Source organism: Mycoplasma struthionis, assembly GCF_003855455.1.
Taxonomy (GTDB): Bacteria; Bacillota_I; Bacilli_A; order Mycoplasmatales; family Metamycoplasmataceae; genus Metamycoplasma; species Metamycoplasma struthionis.
Genome location: NZ_CP034044.1, coordinates 365860 through 385149, shown reverse-complemented (window position 1 = coordinate 385149; position 19290 = coordinate 365860). Strand labels below are relative to the sequence as shown.

The 19290-nt window shown below is 25.0% G+C and carries 18 protein-coding genes and 1 riboswitch; of the genes, 3 read left to right on the top strand and 15 right to left on the bottom strand.

The features are described 5' to 3' along the window. Positions 1-39: 39 nt before the first annotated feature. The 6 genes from EGN60_RS01610 to EGN60_RS03615 all read right to left on the bottom strand — a co-directional run bounded on the left by EGN60_RS01610 (position 40) and on the right by EGN60_RS03615 (position 8705). A complete protein-coding gene (locus tag EGN60_RS01610; RefSeq protein ID WP_124724353.1) occupies positions 40-2175 on the bottom strand; it encodes a hypothetical protein in 2136 nt (711 codons plus the stop codon). Positions 2176-2281: 106 nt separating this feature from the next. Continuing rightward, positions 2282-4174 carry a transglutaminase domain-containing protein gene (locus EGN60_RS01605; RefSeq protein ID WP_124724352.1) on the bottom strand — a complete coding sequence of 631 codons (1893 nt, stop codon included), beginning with the start codon at positions 4172-4174 and terminating at the stop codon, positions 2282-2284. Positions 4175-4180: 6 nt separating this feature from the next. Next, positions 4181-4897, bottom strand: coding sequence for a 16S rRNA (guanine(527)-N(7))-methyltransferase RsmG (gene rsmG, locus EGN60_RS01600; protein ID WP_124724351.1), 717 nt, complete (start codon positions 4895-4897; stop codon positions 4181-4183). Beyond that, complete coding sequence (locus EGN60_RS01595; protein WP_124724350.1) at positions 4881-5843, bottom strand: ribose-phosphate pyrophosphokinase; 963 nt, start codon at positions 5841-5843, stop codon at positions 4881-4883. Before EGN60_RS01595 ends, rsmG begins: the two co-directional genes overlap by 17 nt. A gap of 91 nt (positions 5844-5934) precedes the next feature. Further along, positions 5935-8028, bottom strand: coding sequence for a magnesium-translocating P-type ATPase (mgtA, locus tag EGN60_RS01590; RefSeq protein WP_334198913.1), 2094 nt, complete (start codon positions 8026-8028; stop codon positions 5935-5937). Then, positions 8025-8705 carry a P-type ATPase gene (locus EGN60_RS03615; RefSeq protein ID WP_281272056.1) on the bottom strand — a complete coding sequence of 227 codons (681 nt, stop codon included), beginning with the start codon at positions 8703-8705 and terminating at the stop codon, positions 8025-8027. Before EGN60_RS03615 ends, mgtA begins: the two co-directional genes overlap by 4 nt. Positions 8706-8905: 200 nt before the next feature. On the opposite strand from EGN60_RS03615, the gene EGN60_RS03530 reads away from it, so the two are divergent. Next, positions 8906-9070 (top strand): hypothetical protein, encoded by a 165-nt coding sequence (locus EGN60_RS03530; RefSeq protein WP_245979623.1) that lies wholly within the window; start codon positions 8906-8908, stop codon positions 9068-9070. Here the strand turns inward: EGN60_RS03530 and EGN60_RS01585 are convergent. From EGN60_RS01585 to EGN60_RS01570, 4 genes are read right to left on the bottom strand one after another with little or no spacing between them, the layout of a single operon-like run. Further along, positions 9048-9629, bottom strand: coding sequence for an ATP-binding cassette domain-containing protein (locus tag EGN60_RS01585; protein ID WP_245979622.1), 582 nt, complete (start codon positions 9627-9629; stop codon positions 9048-9050). The genes EGN60_RS03530 and EGN60_RS01585 overlap by 23 nt on opposite strands. A 52-nt stretch (positions 9630-9681) precedes the next feature. Beyond that, positions 9682-10647: a lactate/malate family dehydrogenase gene (locus EGN60_RS01580; RefSeq protein ID WP_124724349.1), complete on the bottom strand. Its 966-nt coding sequence runs from the start codon at positions 10645-10647 to the stop codon at positions 9682-9684. Then, the gene (locus EGN60_RS01575; protein WP_124724348.1) at positions 10640-11971 is read right to left on the bottom strand and encodes a glucose-6-phosphate isomerase; all 1332 of its coding nucleotides are present in this window, start codon (positions 11969-11971) and stop codon (positions 10640-10642) included. Before EGN60_RS01575 ends, EGN60_RS01580 begins: the two co-directional genes overlap by 8 nt. Further along, positions 11961-12299 carry a hypothetical protein gene (locus EGN60_RS01570; protein WP_124724347.1) on the bottom strand — a complete coding sequence of 113 codons (339 nt, stop codon included), beginning with the start codon at positions 12297-12299 and terminating at the stop codon, positions 11961-11963. Before EGN60_RS01570 ends, EGN60_RS01575 begins: the two co-directional genes overlap by 11 nt. 66 nt (positions 12300-12365) lie before the next feature. After that, positions 12366-12454, top strand: a riboswitch (TPP riboswitch). A gap of 22 nt (positions 12455-12476) precedes the next feature. Here EGN60_RS01570 and cypl point away from each other — a divergent pair. Then, a complete protein-coding gene (gene cypl, locus EGN60_RS01565; protein ID WP_124724346.1) occupies positions 12477-13622 on the top strand; it encodes an ABC transporter thiamine pyrophosphate-binding lipoprotein p37/Cypl in 1146 nt (381 codons plus the stop codon). Next, positions 13622-15373 (top strand): PhnE/PtxC family ABC transporter permease, encoded by a 1752-nt coding sequence (locus EGN60_RS01560; RefSeq protein ID WP_124724345.1) that lies wholly within the window; start codon positions 13622-13624, stop codon positions 15371-15373. The genes cypl and EGN60_RS01560 overlap by 1 nt, the downstream gene beginning before the upstream one ends. Here EGN60_RS01560 and EGN60_RS01555 read toward each other — a convergent pair. The 5 genes from EGN60_RS01555 to EGN60_RS03425 all read right to left on the bottom strand — a co-directional run bounded on the left by EGN60_RS01555 (position 15362) and on the right by EGN60_RS03425 (position 19114). Then, complete coding sequence (locus tag EGN60_RS01555) at positions 15362-16435, bottom strand: Eco57I restriction-modification methylase domain-containing protein (RefSeq protein WP_157977612.1); 1074 nt, start codon at positions 16433-16435, stop codon at positions 15362-15364. The genes EGN60_RS01560 and EGN60_RS01555 overlap by 12 nt on opposite strands. Beyond that, entirely contained in the window at positions 16402-16617 is a 216-nt protein-coding gene (locus EGN60_RS01550) for a hypothetical protein (protein WP_124724343.1), read from the bottom strand. The genes EGN60_RS01555 and EGN60_RS01550 overlap by 34 nt, the downstream gene beginning before the upstream one ends. Positions 16618-16688: 71 nt before the next feature. After that, a complete protein-coding gene (locus EGN60_RS01545) occupies positions 16689-17291 on the bottom strand; it encodes a GIY-YIG nuclease family protein (protein WP_124724342.1) in 603 nt (200 codons plus the stop codon). An 818-nt stretch (positions 17292-18109) separates the two neighbouring features. Then, on the bottom strand, positions 18110-18658 hold the full coding sequence (locus EGN60_RS01540) for a hypothetical protein (protein WP_124724341.1): 549 nt from the start codon (positions 18656-18658) through the stop codon (positions 18110-18112). Between the two features lie 291 nt (positions 18659-18949). Then, a complete protein-coding gene (locus tag EGN60_RS03425) occupies positions 18950-19114 on the bottom strand; it encodes a hypothetical protein (RefSeq protein ID WP_157977611.1) in 165 nt (54 codons plus the stop codon). Between the last annotated feature and the right edge of the window lie 176 nt (positions 19115-19290).

Sequence of the window (19290 nt, the reverse complement as noted above, 5' to 3'; positions counted from 1 at the left end):
TGACATAAATTAAACAAAAAAAATAAGACTCTAAAGGTCTTATTTTTGTATATTAACTAAAATATTTTTGTTTACAACAAGCTTTGCTTGCTCTGAAAATCTTTGTAAATGTAAGTCCTTTATTACCTCAGTTGAGTTATAAAAATCAGCAACTGCATTACCATTTTTTAAATCTAAAGTCTTTATTTTTCTATCAGTTTCTAAAAAATAAAGTTTTCCATTATATTCATTTAGTAATGGTTTTGCTATTTTTAAGTATAAATTTAAATCAATAATTTTGTTAGTTTTTGCATCTAATACTTTTAGTTTAAAAGTGTTATTTTCTTTTAAAATGAAATAAAATTTTCCTTTATAAAATTGAAAGGCTGATATTCTATTGTCACGATAAATTCAAGTATATTCATAAATTGTTTTCATAAAATGACTATCAAAATAATTTTGGTCTATTAACTCACCATCTTTTATATCTAGATCATATGGAAAATAACTTCAAGAACTTCTTGTTTCAACTGGGTTTTTATCTAATTTAACACTTTGATTTAATTTGAAAGTTTGAAATGCTGAAGAAGAATCAATACTAGAAGTAGATGTTTGACCAATAATTTCGACTTTTGCTTTTTCACCAGTTGTTGAACCATCAGTATCAACAAAAGTAGGGTCGGCATATGCCCATTTATTATCATCTAATTGATAAACTAAAAAGATATGAGTTTCACCAGTCCCGATTTTATATCTTATATTTGCAGCTGATAATAAATAGGTCATTAAATCAACATACTCTTTACATACACCTCAATGATTTTCGTATGCAGTTTGTAAAAAATTACCATTTTTATCTGAGTAATTTAAATTTTCAGTTACATATTTCATTATCACATATGCTTTTTCAGCTATGCTCATACCTTCATAAAATAATGAAAGTACATAATTTTTTTGAAATTCTCTTATTTTTAAACCTTCTGTATTCAAATCATTTCTTTGAAAAATAGTCTCACTTATTTGACCTTGTTTAGCAACCCTAAAAGTTCAAGGTCCTTGACTTGCTACTGATAAATAAGGTAAATTTACTAAATCAAATTGTAAAAAATCTTGTAAAGCATCGAAAACTGTAGAAACTAAAACTACTTTATCTTTAGGATAAGTTACAGTGACACTTGAACCTCTTTTTTGATGTTCAAGTGTTTTAATTGCTTTTATTCATAAGTTTCTTATTTCTACTTTAGATAATAATTTATCATTTGAAATTGAGCTGTTTGCATTTTCAATTGCTTGTCTTAGTTTTAAAACAAATTCATTAAAACTAGTTTCTAAATCATTAATTTTTTGAAGATTTGCTTCGGTTGCTGATGCATTCATTAATTCTTCAATATTATTCATTTTTTGAGATCACTCATTTTGCAATTCTAAAGGTAAGGTTCTTAATGATGTAGCATAAATCATTAGCCCATTTCTCATTAATCCTAATTTTCTTAATGGTTCGCCAGTGATTGCTACAAAAGGTTCATTAATATTATGATTGTCAGATTCAGGTTCATTTTGAGGCGCTGGGTTTTCTATTGTAGTAGTTGTTTCTGCAGGTGAAGTATTATTATTTTCATTTAAACTTGGTAATGTTTCAACAGTAGTTTCTCTTGCTGGTGTTTTAGGTTCAGTAGTAGGTTTAGAAGCTGAAACTTCATTTTCATTACTTGCATCAGAAACTGTAGGTTTATTTACTGGTGAAGCATTTTCACCTTCTATTTCATTATTTTTAGTTGAGACTTCGGGTTGATTTTCTTCATTTGATGCCACTACATTTTCTTTATTTGTTTTATTATTTAAATTATTTAAAGAAGGTGTTTTTGGTTGAGATTCCATTTTTTCTGGCTCACTAATAGGTTTTTTCTCTTGTGGAGTATTTATAGTCTCCTTTGGTTTTTTAGATATTTTAGTTTTATCTTCTAAAAGATTTTTTTCTTTTTCACTTGGAGGCAAAATTCTATCATTTTCTTTTGTTTCTTTTTTATTTAAATCTTCGCTATTTTTGCTATTTGTTCTTTCATCTTCTTCAATAGTTACAAAAACCGGCTTAGATTTATTATTTAGTTTTGAAATCGTATTTTCACATGACAAACTAATAGCTGATGTAGCTATTAAACTTGATATTAATATTAAAGTTGCTTTTTTCATTTTCATACAATTTCTCCTAAAAGTATATAAATTGTAATATAAAAAATAAAATTTTATATATTATTAGTAAAAATTAAAAAACAAAATCAGGAAATTCCTGATTTTGGCAAAATTATGAATTAATTAATTTTTCAATTTTTGTAGTAGCATCTGCACCATTAATAATTAGTTTAGCATCTTTTGTATCTCTTAATAAATTCATAGTTTTTATAGGCACATTAGATTTATAAAACTCACTAATTTGATTACCATTTGTTAAATCTAACTTCATTACTGTTGTATCATTTTTTAAAAAGAATAATTTTCCGTTATATTCATTTAAAAGAGGTTTTGCAATTGTTAGACCAGTAACATTTAAATCAGTAGTAGTGTTATTTTTTGCATTTAATATTTTTATTTTAAATGGACTAGAATCGTTTTCCTTTCAAATATAGTAAAAGTTGCCATGGTAGTATTGAAAGGCAGAAAGTCTGCTGTAATTGCTTTCTCTACTTGCAAGTTCTCAAATTGTATTCATAAAATGAGAATCAAAAAATTGTTTTGTTATTACTTTATCTTTTGGAATATCTAAATCATAAGGAAAATATGATCATGATCAACCAGTTTTTTCTCCTGGTCTATCATCTAATTCAACACTTTGAGTTGTTCTATAAGTATTAAATGCAGCAGAACCATCTAATTCTGGTGTTGAAGGTTGACCAATAATTTGATCTACTGAGTTTTCCCCTGTTGTACTGTTTCCAGTGTCAACAAATGTTGGATCGGCATAGACTCAGGTTTTATCTTCTAATTGATATGCTAAAAAGATATGTGCATCTCCAGTACCAACTTTATATGGAATGTGAGCAGCTGATAGTAATCACATCATCATATCTACATATTCTTTACATACACCATAGTGATCTATATAAGCTGTTTCTAAAAATTTACCTTTTTTATCTGAGTAATTTAAATTTTCTGTAACAAATTTCATTATTACATATGCTTTTTCTAAAGTGGGCATTCCATCGTAAAATTGAGACAATATAAATTCTTTAGCTCACTCTCTTTTGGCTAACCCAGCAGCATCTAAATCATTTTTTTGAAATATTGTAGTCCCAATTTCACCTGGAAGACCATTTTTAAATATTCATCTGCCATTACTTGCTATAGAAAGAAAAGGGTAATTTGTTAAATCATCTTTCATAAATTCTTGAACAGCAGCAAAAGCTTCTTGATTACGAACAACTTTTCCTTCAGGATAAGTTACTGTCGCAGTAGGAACTATAACATTATTAGGATCTTCAGGAGTTGGATTTTTAATTAATGGTTCATCCTTTAAATGTTTAATTGCTTCTATTCAGGCATTTCTAATCTCTTCAACAGAAGCATAACTTGAAGAATCTGCATTTGCCGAAATTGTTTGTAAAGCTTTGTTTAATTCTGACATCAGTGTATAAAAAGTTTTTTCGAATTCTTTAAATTCTTTTAATGCTTCCTTTGTAGCGGGCTTTCTTTTGAAATCACGAAGTTTCTGCAAAGCTTCATCATATTTAGCTTTTAAATCGGCAGGAAGTTTATTAGCTCTAGGAGCTAAACTTTGTATATTTCTTTCCATAAAAACAAAAGAAAAGTTTGCCTCTGGTGACATACCTAGAGTAGGACCATTATTAACTGGTGCACTAGGTGGATTTACGGGAGGTTGTGAACTAGGGCTATCATTTGATGGTCTTTCGTTTGTATTTGTAGAACCAGGGTTTATATTAGCTGAGTTACCATTTGCTGAGCTACCTGATCCATTTGAACTTCCAGCGCTTCCTGAATTTGAAGATGAGTTAGCTGAAGAATTCGAATTAGTATTTCCGTTTGATGATGAAGAACCTCCTGAACTAATTCCGTCACTTCCTGTTGTAGAAACTAAAATAGGTCCAGAACTTTTTTTAGAGCCAAAATCACAAGAAGCTGCCATCATAGGAATTGCTAAAGCTGCTGGAGTTAGTAAAATTAGTAATTTTTTTGATTTCATATTTGCCTAAACTTTCTTTAAATCATCTTTTATTATAAAAGATCATTTACGTGGGTAATTTTCTAAATTATTGATTGTTTTATTATAAAAAATTAAGTTTGTTTCATATCCAAATGGATTTATTACTTTTTTAATTTTTGTGTCTATTTTAAACGTATTTATTATTTTTGATGCATTATTGATTTCATTTTGGTAATTTTTTGATTTTAAAAAGCAAAAAACTCCATTTTTTTTGCCTAAATTAAAGCTTATTTCAATTAAGTTTTTTAATTCACTAACTGCTTTAGCTGAAATAAAGTCAAATTTATATTCTTCATTTGATTCTTCTGCTCTTATTTTTTTGACTATTATATTTTGAAGTGATAAATCATTTATAACCATATTTAAAAAGTTAACTCTTTTTTGCATTGGCTCATAAATTGTTATATCTAAATTTGGTCTATAAATTTTATAAGGAATGATAGGAAAACCAGCACCAGAGCCAATATCTAAAACTTTTTTATTATCTAAATTTAAAATCTCTTTTTCTATATTTATAAAAATTAAAATAGATTCAATAATGCCTTCATTAACTAGTTTTTCATCTCTGTAACCTGTTAAATTATATTTTTGATTTTCTATTTCAACAAGTTCATAATATTTATATAGATTATTTAAAATTTGATTGTCTTGAATATCTAAATGAGTTTGAATAAGGTCAATAAATTTATTTACTGTAAGCATGATAAATTTCGGTTATAGATGTGTTTTCAACATTAGCTTTAATTACAAGACCTAAAAATTGAGCTAAAGATAAAATTTTAATTTTTGAAAAATGTTTTAAATTGCTATGATCTATTGAATTTGTTATTATTACTTCATCTATTATTTCACTATTTTCAAAAGTTTCAAATCCGCATGAAAATAAACCGTGTGTAGCAGCAATAATAATTTTTTTTGCGCCTTGTTTTTTTAAAGCTTCTGCTGCATGTAAAATAGTTCCACCTGTATCTATAATGTCATCATATATTACAACGTTTTTATCTTTAACATTACCTAAAACACTTACTATTTCAGAAACATTTGGAGCTGTTCTTCTTTTATCAATAATAGCTATTTCTTCTTCATTATTTAAAAGTTCAGATAGTTGTCTTGCTCTAACAGCGCCCCCATGATCTGGTGAGACTATTGTAAATTTCTCATTACGATTCTTAAGTTCTTTTGAAAAAATAAAATGTCCTCTTAAATCATCTACTGGGATGTTAAAAAAACCTTGAATTGAAGGATTATGTAAGTCAATTGCAATGACTTTATCTACTCCACTTCTTTCTAATAAATCAGCCATTAAACGAGCAGTTATGGGCTGACGTCCTTGAACTTTTCTATCTTGTCTAGAATAACCATAATAAGTCATTACACAAATTATTCTTTTTGCTGATGCTCTTTTTAAAGAATCAACAAATATAAATAATTTCATGTAATTATCATTAACTGGTGATGAAGTATTACAAATTATAAAAACTGTTTTATTTCTAACAGTATCATAAGAATATAATAAATCTTCTCCATCTTTAAAAGTGATTTGACCAACTTCACTTACTTCTGTTTTTAAAACACTACCTATTTCTTTAGCTAGTTCAAGTGAATTATTCATGCCAAATACTATGACATTTTCATCTTTAAAACTCATATTTCACTCCTATATAAATACATCTATATTTTACTATAATAAATAAGTTTTTTATTTTATAAATAAAAATGCGAAAGTAAAATCGCATTTTTTATAAAAATTCTTTATATATTTTTTTGTAAATAATTTTTACTATTTGAACTAATATTATATAACTTAATAAAAACAGACCAAGTCAAGCATAAAACATTGCAGGTAAGGCTCTTAATTGAAGTCATGAATTAACTTTAGGAACGTATGCTATAGATGTTACTATACCAACTGCTACTATAGTCATTATTAAAACAGGCGTTGAAGCATTTGATTTAATAAATGGTATTTTATTAGTTCTTATAAAATGAATTATTATAGTTTGAGTTCACATAGAGGTTATTAGTCAACCTGTTCAAAATAGTTCTTTAAATGCTTGTTGATTTTCTAAAGAAGTAATTTGTTTATATTGACCTAAAGCTGAGCCATTTATTGAAATAGTTGGAATAAAAACATAATATAGAATTAAAAACGTCATTAAATCAACTATAGAACTAACTGGTCCAAATCAGAGCATAAAGCGCCAAATCGATTTATGTTCTCATTTTCTTGGTTTTTGAATAAACTCTTTATCAACATTGTCTCATGGCAACGTTCCACAACAAAAGTCATAAATTAAATTTAAGAAAATTATTTGAACAGGAGCCATTGGAATAAATGGTAATAAAATTGAAGCGAATATTATTGAAAAAATGTTACCAAAGTTTGAAGAAACGGTCATTTTTACATATTTATTAATGTTTGCATGTGTTTTTTTACCTTCAATAATTCCAGTAGCTAAAACATTTAAATCTTTTTCTAAAAGTATTATATTAGCTGATTCTTTTGCAATATCAACTGCAGTATCAACAGAAATTGAAACGTCAGCAACTTTCATAGCAGGAGCATCATTTATTCCATCTCCCATATATCCAACAACATGACCATTTTTACGTAAAATTTCAATAATTCTTGCTTTTTGATCTGGACTTAATTTTGCAAATATTTGAGTTCTTTCAACTTCGATTGCCAGTTGTTCATCAGTCATATCATTAATATCTTTTCCAATTAAAATACGACTATATGGAATACCTACCTTAGCACAAACTGCTTTTGTAACTAGTGGATTATCACCTGTTAAAATCTTAACTTCTACACCTAAATTATGTAATTTTTGAATTGATGATTCTGCTGAATGTTTAGGTGGATCTAAGAAAGTCAAATAACCAATTAAGGTCATATCTTTTTCGTCAACAACTGATAATTTACCAACTGCATTTATATCTGATTTTTTAGAAGCGACTGCAATAACACGCATTCCTTCTTCCCCAAATTCTTCAACTTTTCTTAAAACTTTTTTAATTATTTTTTTGTCTAGTTCAACAACTTTACCATCTAAATAAATTTTTGAACAAACATTAATTATTTCTTCAACTGCACCTTTTGTAATTAATGTAACTTTATCATTTTTAATTGATTTAACTAAAACTGACATTCTTTTACGATTAAAATCAAAGGGAACTTCGTCAATTTTATCGTAATGCAACTCTAAATTTTCTAATGATTTTAATTCATCAGCCAATTCCATTGTTCTATTAATAATTGATTTATCTAATAGATTTTTAAGACCTGTTTGATAAAATGAATTTAAAAATGCATATTTTAAAACGTGTGCATCACTTTTACCATTAACATCTAAATGACGTTCTAAAATAACTTCATCTTGTGTTAATGTACCTGTTTTATCAGTACATAAAATATCCATTGTTCCAAAGTTTTGAATAGAATTTATATTCTTAACAATGGTTTTAGCTCTACTCATTGCAATAGCACCTTTAGATAAACACGCTGTTACAATCATTGGTAGCATTTCAGGCGTTAAACCGACTGCAATAGAAATACCAAATAGTAGTGCATTAATTCAAGCTTTTGAATCAGTTCTATTTGTTAAACCAACAATTAAAAACACAATAGGAATTATTGAAGCCATAATTATTGTTAACATTATTGAAATCTTTTTAATTCCCTTTTCAAAAGAGGTTGGTACTTGTTTTTCATTTACTTTAGAAGCAACTTGTCCAATATAAGTATCATTTCCAACCACTATTACTATAGCTTTAGCTGAACCTGAAATAATATTTGATCCCATAAAAGCTAAATTATGACGGTTAGTTATATTGTCATAACTTTCTTTTTTGCTAACATATTATATTTTTCAATTGGTTCACTTTCGCCAGTTAAAGAAGCTTGTGAAACAAATAAGTCTTTAGCTTTTAAAATTCTTACATCACCAGGAATAATGTCACCAGCTGCAAAGTGAACAATATCACCTACAACTATTTCATCCATTGGAATTTCTTTTAAAACTCCATTTCTTTCAACTAAACACGTCGTTTCAATTATTTCAATTAATTTTGAAGCACTCGAAGCACTTTTTTGTTCTTGTATAAAATGAATAATACTACTTAAAAATACCATTACTAAAATAATAGTCATGGTTATAAAATTTAAGTCTTGTTTATTATTTTGAACAATTGGCAAAATAACGTCAACTACCATTGAAACGCCGGCCAAAACAATTAAAATAACATTAAAAAGATTGAAAAATGATCTAAATAATCTTTTTCAAGTTGTATCAGCTCCTTTTTTAGTTATTTTGTTTTCACCATATTCATCGCAATTTTCTTCAACTTGCTCTTCAGTTACTATACCTATTGAAGATGAATTATATTTTTTAAATAATTCTTCTTCGCTTGCTTCTGAAGCCATTATTAAACGTTTTTTAATTTCTTCACGTTCAGCTTCTAATTTTTGTTGTTTAGCTGATTTTTGTAAAGTATTTTTAGCTATCATAATTCCTCCTTTTATTTTTTTAAAAAGAGCGAATAATTAAAAGAGAACTTGTTCTTTTTTTAAACAAGTTTTGCTATTATTACTCCGCCCTGTACTTGAATTTTCCATAGAACAAAATTCCCTTTCTTTTTAGTTATTTTTATTTTACCACATAAATAATATAAAAAGCACTTTATGAGTTTTTTTCATAAAGTGCCTTAATGAATTCTTCATTTAAATTATTTTTATTATTCTCAAAAGAAACAACTTTACCGTTTTTAATTGCTAATATATGACTAAAATTATCAGCTAATAAATTTAAATCATGAATATTAACTAAAACAGTAGTATTAAATTCTTTATTTATATTTTTAAAAGATTTATAACTTCTTTTGCATTTAAAATATCAAGACTAGAAGTTGGCTCGTCAGCCAAAATAAGTTCACTTTTTTGAAGTAATAATTTAGCAATTTCAACTCTTTGTTTTTGACCGCCGCTTAGTTCAGAAACTCTTATAAATGCTTTATCTAAAATTCCTAGTTTTTCAAGAACACTAAAAACTTCTAATTTTTGTTTTTTAGTTAAAATTTTAAAAAATGTAAAAATAAAGTTTTTATATTGCGAATATAAATGCAAAATGTTTTCATATACATTTAAATCTTCAATTAAATTTGGCTCTTGACCTAAATATCCAATTTTTGTCAGTAATTTTTTATGTTCTTTTTTAGATAAATCTTTTAAATTTTTATTATCTATTTCTAAAACACCACTTTGAATTTCTAATTGATCTAAAATAGCATTAAAAATTGTTGATTTACCAGCGCCAGATGGCCCAATTATGGCAACCATTGATCCTTGAGGAATTAAAAAATTAATATTTTCTAAAACTAAGTTTTGATCTTTTTTTTCATATTTAGCAAAATAGTTTTTAAATTGTATTTCCATAGTAATAAATTATAAATAAAAATAGTGTTTTATAAACAACACTATTTATTTGTTAAAATTTTGGGTTAATATCTAAGTTTCTTAATACATCGATAACTGTTTGTTTCATTTCTGCTGAATATTCTTCAAACATTGCTAATTCATTTTCTTCTAATCTAACTTTTGGTAAGTGTCTATATCCATTACGTCCTAAAATAACTGGTAAACCAAAGTATACGCCGTGGTTTGTGTATTCTTTAGGTAATTTAACACCTAATGAGTAAATTGCTTGACGATCTGATAAAATACCGTTAACAATTTCAGCTAGGTTTTCACCAATACCGAAGTTTGTAATTCCTTTACCTGAAATAATTTCAAAAGCTTCATTTTTAACTTTTTCATATAAAGAACTTACTCATTCATTGTCTAAAGAACCGTTTGCCAAATAGTCTTTTAATGAACCTAAACCGATTCTAATTTTTGAAAATGGAATGATGCAACGTGCTCCATGTTCTCCAATAACAAAACCTGTAATTGAAGAAGCTTTAACACCGATTTTATCAGCTAAGAATTTTTTCATTCTTGCTGTTTCTAGAATTGTTCCTGAACTAATAACTTTAGAAGCTTCAAATTGTGTAACTTCTTGATAAACTGAAGCCATTGTATCAACTGGATTTGAAGCAATAATAGTAATTCCTTTAAATCCTGAGTTTTTAACATTTTCTCCAATTTCTTTTAATAATTTTGCATTGTCAGTTAATAGTTCTAAACGGTCTTTTAAAACACCTTCTTTAGGTTTTACTGATGCTGTAATAACAATAATATCAGCATCATGTAAATCTGAATATTCTCCAGCTCTAAATTTAGCGCCACAGTTAGACATAGAAGCAGCAGCATCATTTAAATCTTTTGCTTGTGCTTCAGCAAATGTTTTGAAATAATCAATTAATACATAATCAGCTTCGATGTTTTTATTTAGAGCAGCATATAAAAAAGCTGATCCAACTGCTCCTGTACCAATAAGTCCTATTTTAGTCATTATTTGTTCCTCTTTTCTTTTTTAAGTTTTTTACGAGTTCAACATTATACATGTATGGTGTTCCATTAGATTCAAAAGGATCATAGTCCATTAAATAACCGAACATAATTGCAGCTCTATAAATAAATGCAATTATTCATCCATAGGCCTCATTATTTTCTAAATCATTTATTGTAATTTTAATTGTTGGAGTCTTACAGTAATTTACGAGATTTTCTAAAAAAGTATTACTCATAATTTTACCTATACTATTATAAGTTAAATTTGATAAATAATTCAAATATTCATCTTCAGTATCACTGAAAGTTGAGACATTTTTATCATAAATAGAGCTATTATTAATAATTGCTGTATTAAATGATGGAACAGGGTTTGAAGCCACTATATTTAAAAAAGCATTATTTATTTCATAGCCATCTCAAAAGTATGAATTGATTCCTTTTTTAGCTTTATTTCCAACTTCTAAAAATACCATTGAAAATAGTTTTGCTAAACTAAATTCAGATTTTGAAAAACTAAAAATATTTTCAATAATTCTACTTTCTTTATAAAACCTAAATCTTGCTGTTGCATAACGATATGGTTCGTTATTTATTAATGAAGCTTCATTATATTTTTTATTAGCATTTTCAGCTCCTAATAAATATTTATCAATATCAATTCCAGCTACTGCTAGGGGTAAAAGAACAGCTGGTGAATATGCAAAGAATTTTTCATGATTATTATCTAAGATAACTAAATGTGAATATTTATAATCTCTTGCTTGATAAAATAATTCTCCATAATTATTATTGGTTGTAATAATAATATATTTTTTAGCTGAATCGGATGAAAATTTTTTAAGTAATAAAGCTCTTAATTCATGAAATAAAACAAGAGTGTTGAAATCTTTTCCGTTTTGTGAAATTACATTTATTGCAAAACTTTTATTTTCTAATTTAGCTAAAAGTTTAATCATATCTGAAGTTGTAATTATATTTGAAACATACAAAATTTCAGTTGTCTTTTGTTTGTCTTTGTCTTTAAAGACGTTTGAATATAAATCAACTAAGGCTTGACTTTGAATTGCTGTTGTTGAGTTTGAAATAACAACTAAATAATCAATTTGTTCTTGTTCTAATAAATTTGCAAATGATTTAATTTTTTCAATTGTTTTTGGTTCACTTGCTTCAAATGGTCTAAAGCAGTTTACTACTTGATATCCTTTATATTTTCCGCTTATAATTTTATGATTTATTTCTTTAATGACTTTTTCAGCTGCTTCGAATAATTCATCATTAACAGCATCAGATGTATCTACTGAAATAAAATTTTTATTTTCCATAGTTTATTCCTTTGTTTGTAAAGTCTAATAAACTATCAAATTTTGCAGTCTTTTTATCCATTTTAAAATTGAATGGATTTTTTAAATATTTTGGATGAATTCTTTTATATGAAACGTTGTATTCATTATCAGTGATTTTTTCAGTTATTATTAATTCTTTAATTTCCCCAACCTTAAACATTTCATTTAGATCAGCAATAAAATAATCACTTACTTCGGTAATATTTAGATTAAAAATTACATTGTCTTTTGATCCAAAAACTACTCAAGTTTTATTTATTTTTAATATTTTTGCTCTTATTATTTTTCCTATTTCTAAATTATTCATTATTACCCCTTATTTTATTATTTAATTTAATTATAAAGATTTTTTTAAAACTAATTTATAATATATAAAAAAGAACAGGGGTGCCCAAGGGCTGAGATAGACCCTCATTAACTGATCTAGTTAGAACTAGCGTAGTGAGTTTCTCAATTTTAAGGGTTTCTCTATAAAAGGAGAAATATGAAAAAATCATTAAAATTATTTTTATTTACTTTACCTTTAATAAGTCCAATAATATCAATTTCATGTCAAAATAATAATCAAGAAATTAAGACTTTAAAAGATATAAGATTTGCTGTAAATGATCCTTGATTTGGTTCAAGAAGTGAAGGATTTTTTAAAAATATTACAAAAAGATTTAATGAAAAAACTAATTCAAATGCTACTTATAATGTTAACTTTCAACAAGCCAATGCTGATTTAGCAAGCAATATTTTAAAAGGTTCTAGTGATGTTGCAGTTTTAACATCAGGTTTATATAATGCATCAAATAATGCAAGCGAATTAATTCCAATAGTTCAAACAATGACTAGAGCTTTAAGTTTTGATTTAGATAGTTCAAAAAGATATTCAGATGGTTCAGATAATGATGAACTTGTTAAAATAGCTAAAAAAGCTGAGGCTTTATTTTTAGAAAAACCTTATAGCGAATGAAATGACGAAGAATATAAATGAAATGGAAGTTTATATCAAAAATTTTATGCTCCAGCTGATACATCAGTTGATTTTTATAGAGGTTTAGTTATGATTCAAGGAACCAATGAAGAATTAACTAAAATTAAAGAAGCTTGAAAAAATAAAGATTGAAATACATTTAGAAACTTTGGTATTGTTTTAGGTGATAAAGATAGTAGTTCAAAATACATTTTGCCTCAAGCTTTATTTAAAAAGCATTTTAATAAAAAAGGCAATGAATTTTCTGGTTTTGAAGTCGATAAAATTGAACATTCAAATAAATATAACACAGGCAATATTAAAGATATTGGTAAAGGCTCATTAGCTGATTTTCATATTGTATTTGATGATCTAGGTTCTTTTGGCTATACTCATAATATAAAAGGTAATGAAAAACTAAATTATTATAAACCAGATAATTCAAATGCTAAAATTGAATTTTTAACTGTTACAGATCCTTTAAAATACAATGTTTTTGTAACTTCAAAAAGAATGTCAAAAGATTTAAGAGATGCTTTAGCTAATAGCATAATAGAAACATGAAAAGCTAATGAAGATGATTATGGCTTTAAAGTTGGATTTAATGGCTATAAAATAATCAATGATTATCAAACTGAAGTAATTAAGTTTTATAAAGATTCAACTCAATAATGAATACTAATTTAGATATTAAAACTTCTTTAGTTAATGACTATTTAATTAAAGATTCAAAAAAAATAAAGGCTTCAAAATCAAGTATTTTTAAGATTTTTATTTTTTTATTAATAATTGGTTTAATTATTTTAAGTATTGTAATAATAAATTTTAGTTTCTCATCTAATGGACTAAGTTTATTTTCAAGAAATTTAAAAAACTTTTTTACCCCGGTTCAGAAATCTGAAATATTTTTAAATCAAAATTTATGAATATTATCTTTTAAATTTTTATTTACTAGTATAAAAATAACTTTTTTAGGCACAACTATTGGGCTTATTTTAGCTTTAATTACTAGTTATTTTTCTAATTTAAAAATGAATTATAAATTTATTGCAATTCCTTTTAAAATTGTTGTTATTTTGCTTAGATTACTACCTGAATTATTTTTTATATATTTATTTCAAAATTCAGCTGAAAAAATGATTGCTATAAATTTAATTTTTATTTGATTTACTTGGCTTTGACTTCATGAATATTTTAGTCAAATAATTGAAAATGCTGATTTTAATATTTATTATTGAATGCTAAAAAATAAAACATCAAGATTTTATGCATTTAAAAAAGAAATATGACCTCAAATAAGAGTTAAGTTTTTTAATTATATTTTTTATGCTTTTGAATCAAATATAAGATGATCAACTATTTTATCTAAACTAGCTTTTCCTGGAATTGGTTTATTAATTAATCCAAGCATTAGTTCTTTAGATAATTATTATAATGAACTATTAATTCCTTTAGTTACATTATTAGGCTTTTTATTATTTTTAGAATTGTCTTCTTATTTATTAAAGAAATTCTTTTTTGTTTCAAAAAGTCATGAGTTTAATTATAAAAAATATCAAATAGATAAAGGTATAAAAAACTTTGTTTTAATTTTATTATTAATTTTGTTTATTACTTTAATTGCTTTAGCTATTAAAGATTTAAATGGACTTAAGTTTTATAATAGTCAAGCTAAAAAGAATTTTAAAGACTTTTTTAATCCTAATTGATCTGAAATAAAATTTAGTTTAGACAAACAAGGTATTTTTTGAATTGTTCTAGAACTTCTAGCATTAGTTTTTTTAACTTTAGTAATGACTTTATTTATTGCTTATTTTAAAATGTTTTTATTAACTAGTTCTTTAGTTAAAAAAACAATTAAAAGCATTTTTGGTTTTAGTAATATTTTTATAAGAACTATACCTGTAATATCACTTTATTTTTTAATTTCAGCTTTATATAATATGCCTGCTGCAGCATTTTCTATTGTTTTTAGTATTCATGGAGCTTCTACACTTTCTAGAGCCATGACATCTTCTTTAAACAATATTTCAATAAATAAAATAGAACAGCTTAAAAAAAATCATTTCAGTTTATTAAGAATTTATCATGATTATGTTTTAGTAACTATTAAAACTGATTTAATTACTTTTATAAGTTTTGAAATAGAAAAAACTTTAAGAAACTTTATAACTTATGGTCTTTATTCAGCTTCATTATTTGGAGAAAAAATTATTCAAACAAGAGTAAGAGAAATACCAGAAATAGCTCCTTATTTATGATTATCATTTTTTATATTAGCTATTATCTCATTTACTAGTTATTTATTAAGAAATAATAATTATAATAAACTTAAATTTAGTATTAAAAATCTATTTTTAAATAAAACAAAAAAAGATTGAACTATGGTTTATAGCCTTGTTCAATCTTTTTTAATATTTTAGAAAGCTTATTAACTTATTTATTTTGTTTTCTTGGGTTTTATTTAGTTTTATATTTTTATCAAATAATAAATATTTAAGAACTGAAATATTATTAAAATTACCATATCTTGTTATGTGTATAAGCAATTTATATAAAGGTTCGGTAATTTTCTTTAAATATTTTTGTGCATCATTTTCACTATCGAAAGCAAAATATCCAACAGATTGAGTTGTATTACTTTTAGAAACAATATAAGGTTTATAAAAATTAGAAAGTGGAACTATTATTAACCATTTTTCATATATATCTTGCTTTATTGAAGCATATCTTGTTATATTTGGCGTATGTATAGTTTTATATTTAAATTCACTATCTTGAATGTCTTTTAAAAAAGAACTTTTTGTATGGTTATGTAAATCACATCTATAGTTAAAACTGTTTCTTTTTTTGCCTATTGTTTTTAAACAAATTTCTAGTATTTCATTAGATATATATAGTGGTAAAAATTTAAGTTCTTTAGATATTAAAACATTTGTCTGTATGTCTTTTACAAGAAAATTATTAAAAACAGTTGTTTTATTATCAAAAACCCCTTTTTGTCATATAAAAATTGTAAATGATGACCCTACCTGAGGAAAAAATTTTTTTGCATCATTATCAATTACTAAAAAAGATCCTTCATTTAGTAACCTTTTTAATGTATTGTTATTGTTATTAAAAGACATTCAATTATTTGGAGTAATATAACATAAATACCCTTTTTCATTTAATAAATCAATTCCTTTTTCAATAAAAAGATTAGAAAGGCTTTTGTTTTTATTGCCTCCACCAGAATAAGGTGGATTAGCCATTATTAGGTCATAACTTCCTTCTATTTTTAAAGCATCTATATTACTAATATATTTTGGGTTTAAAAGTTCAATACATTTCTTTATTCTTTTTTCATTTATATCGTTAAAATAAATATTTTCTATGCTTGTTTTTGTTAAACAATAAGCTCCAAAGTTCCCATTACCGCAGCAAGGATCTAATATCTTTATATCTTTTTTTAATCAAAAATCTTCAGGGATATAATCAATCATTTTTTTACACATTTCATTGGTGTACATATATCGTCACGGCTATTGAAATGTGAAGAGTCATTATTTAAATCGTCTAAAAGTTGAAATAAGTTTTCTCAGGTTCGACTTTTTTTGTCTGGCAAAGATAGAGTAAAAGAATCGTCTTTAATATCAACAAAATAATCTAATTTACTTTTGACCATATAAAACTCCCGCTAGATAATTTAATAATAAATATATTTTAAATTTATTTTTTGAAATAACACACATTTATTTAAATATTTTCTTTTTTTGCAGTTGCATTAGCATGAACATTTGCTAAAGGTTTTTTTGAAAAAGCTTCAACAAATTTTTTTATAATAATGTCTTCAGCTGCTATTGATTTTGGTGTTGCAATTTTTTTTGATTCAACACCATGCCAGTTAAAAGAATAAAAATCATCACTGCAATCATAAATATATAATTTGTATGTCGTTTGTGTTGTATAGGTTGTGATCATTGATTGAACAATTTTTATATTTGTAGTTGAAACAGTTCTTCAATGAGTAACTGTTCCACAATTATAAGAATTTAATCTTTCTTTGAAAGTCGTTCTAGTTTGACCAAATTTTATTATGTGTTCTTTTCCATCTGAAACACATGTAATCATATATACTACACCTAAAGATTTTTTAAAAACGTTTTCAGTTTCTTTATTAACAAAATCAAATGCTAAAATTTTTTCATTTGTTACAATATCATTTACTATCTCTAAAGGTCTAATTTTTAACTTACAAATATATTGAAAATCTATAATACCTTCAAATTTAAAATCTTTTAACTCTGGTTGCTCTTTTACATCCTCCAACGTAAAAGGTTTATCATTCTTATTTGCCAAAATGAATATTTCTTCTAAAGCTTTTTTGTAATCTAAACCAGTTTTTGATCTATAAATACCATCTTAATATTTTTTACATAATTTTTTTAATTCTTCTATGTTGTTTTGATTATTTTTCATTTTAAAAATTTTACTTTTCCTTTGCTAGTATTAATTTAATTATAACATAATAAAAATAAATTTTATTTATTTTTTAAATACGGTTTAAAATAAAGAAAATCAATTATAAAAAGTATAAAAATTAAAAATAGAATATTGTTCATTATTTTTCAAAAATATTGCTCATTTTTTAAACAAAATATTGCTCATTTTGTTACCTTTTAATATAATTAAGTTATAAAGAGATTAATATACGCATATTAAAAAATAAAAAAGATTATAAAAACAGAATTGTAGATAAATTAATAAAAAGTTATTTAAAAAAAGCAAGCATTATTTGTCTAGAAGGGCCAAAATGATGTGGAAAAACCTTTACTTCAGCTCATCATTCTAACAGTAAATTTTGATAGGTAATGATGACAACCACTTTTCAAATAAAGAGTTAGCAGAAATAAATCTTTTTTCTTATTTTGCAAGGCAAAACACCTTGACTTATAGATGATTGACAAGAAGTTCTTTTATTATGAGATTTTATAAAAAATGAAGTTAATGAAAAAAGGAACAAATAATTTTAACTAAACTAAAATAAAAAATTTAGACACAAATACACTAATACTGTTAAAAAACGTATAGCTTTTTGTGCCTAATATACATTTACAATTTTGTTATTTTTTAAATCTTTTTTTATTGCCGCTATATCACTAAAAACTGTTGCAATTCTAATTATCTTTTTTTGCCCATTTTGTATAATTTATTTTTATTTTTTCTAAATAATTTTCTATTGGTCTAACTGATAAAATATATCCATTATGCCCAATTTTATTAATATATATATCTGTCAGATCTCCCAAGCAAAAATTTCTAAAAATTTTCATTGCTTGTTGCATATTGTCAAATTTCAAATATTCATTATTTTCGTTTATTAAAGGTTTTTTAATAGGAATTAAGCTATTTTCTGCGATTATTAATCAATGTATACATTCTAGGCTCTTTTCTTGAACTATTAACTCGCTTTTAAAAACTGTTTCTAATCCGTTATTTTTTATGTCATCAAACATATCTTTGCAAACTGAATAAACTTCTGAAAAATTTATATAAAATTCTCCTTCAAAGTTATTAAAAAATTTCTTAATTTCTTCTTGCTTTCCATCCATGTAATAGCCATAATCAAAAGTATCATTGGTATCAAAATGTTGAGCTTTTTCAGAAGCCACTGAATTTGATACTTGAATAACTAATAGTCTATCATTTTTTAAAATTATTGCCATATTTCCTCTTTTATAAAATTATTAATATTAAATCTTTTTTTTACACAAATATAAAATATATTTTGTAACTTCACTAAATCTTTTTTAAGAATATTTTGCTCATTTTGAAGTTTAGACATGAATTTATTTATTAACTTTTTTCGACCTTCATTTAATGTTCATTTTCTTTCGATCCATAAAACCATGTTAGATAAAAATTTAGACACAAAAACGCTTTGCGTTAATTAACAACCTTTTTTTGTTTTTTCTATTTAACATAATTAGAAATAATTAAAGCACTTTTTTAAGTATTTAATCGCCAGAATTTACTCAAGTATATATAGTTTTAACTGCTTGGATTGTTAAATTATAATTATTCTTTATAAAGTTTCTAGTTGGTTCAAATATAAATGAAATTTTATTATATTTATTTTTAAATAATTCATTGAATTCTGCTGTGTTTTCTCGTCTGTTCAATTTTATAAAACAATTTTTTTTCTGACTTTTACCCAGTAATGCGCATCCGCCACTGAATAACAAAACTCAGAAGAATTAACTTTCGTTTTATACAAAACTGACACATTGGATAAGCTTAATTTCTCAACTATTTGTCTTGTTGAAAAAAGAGTAATTTTTTAAATATATTTCAAGTT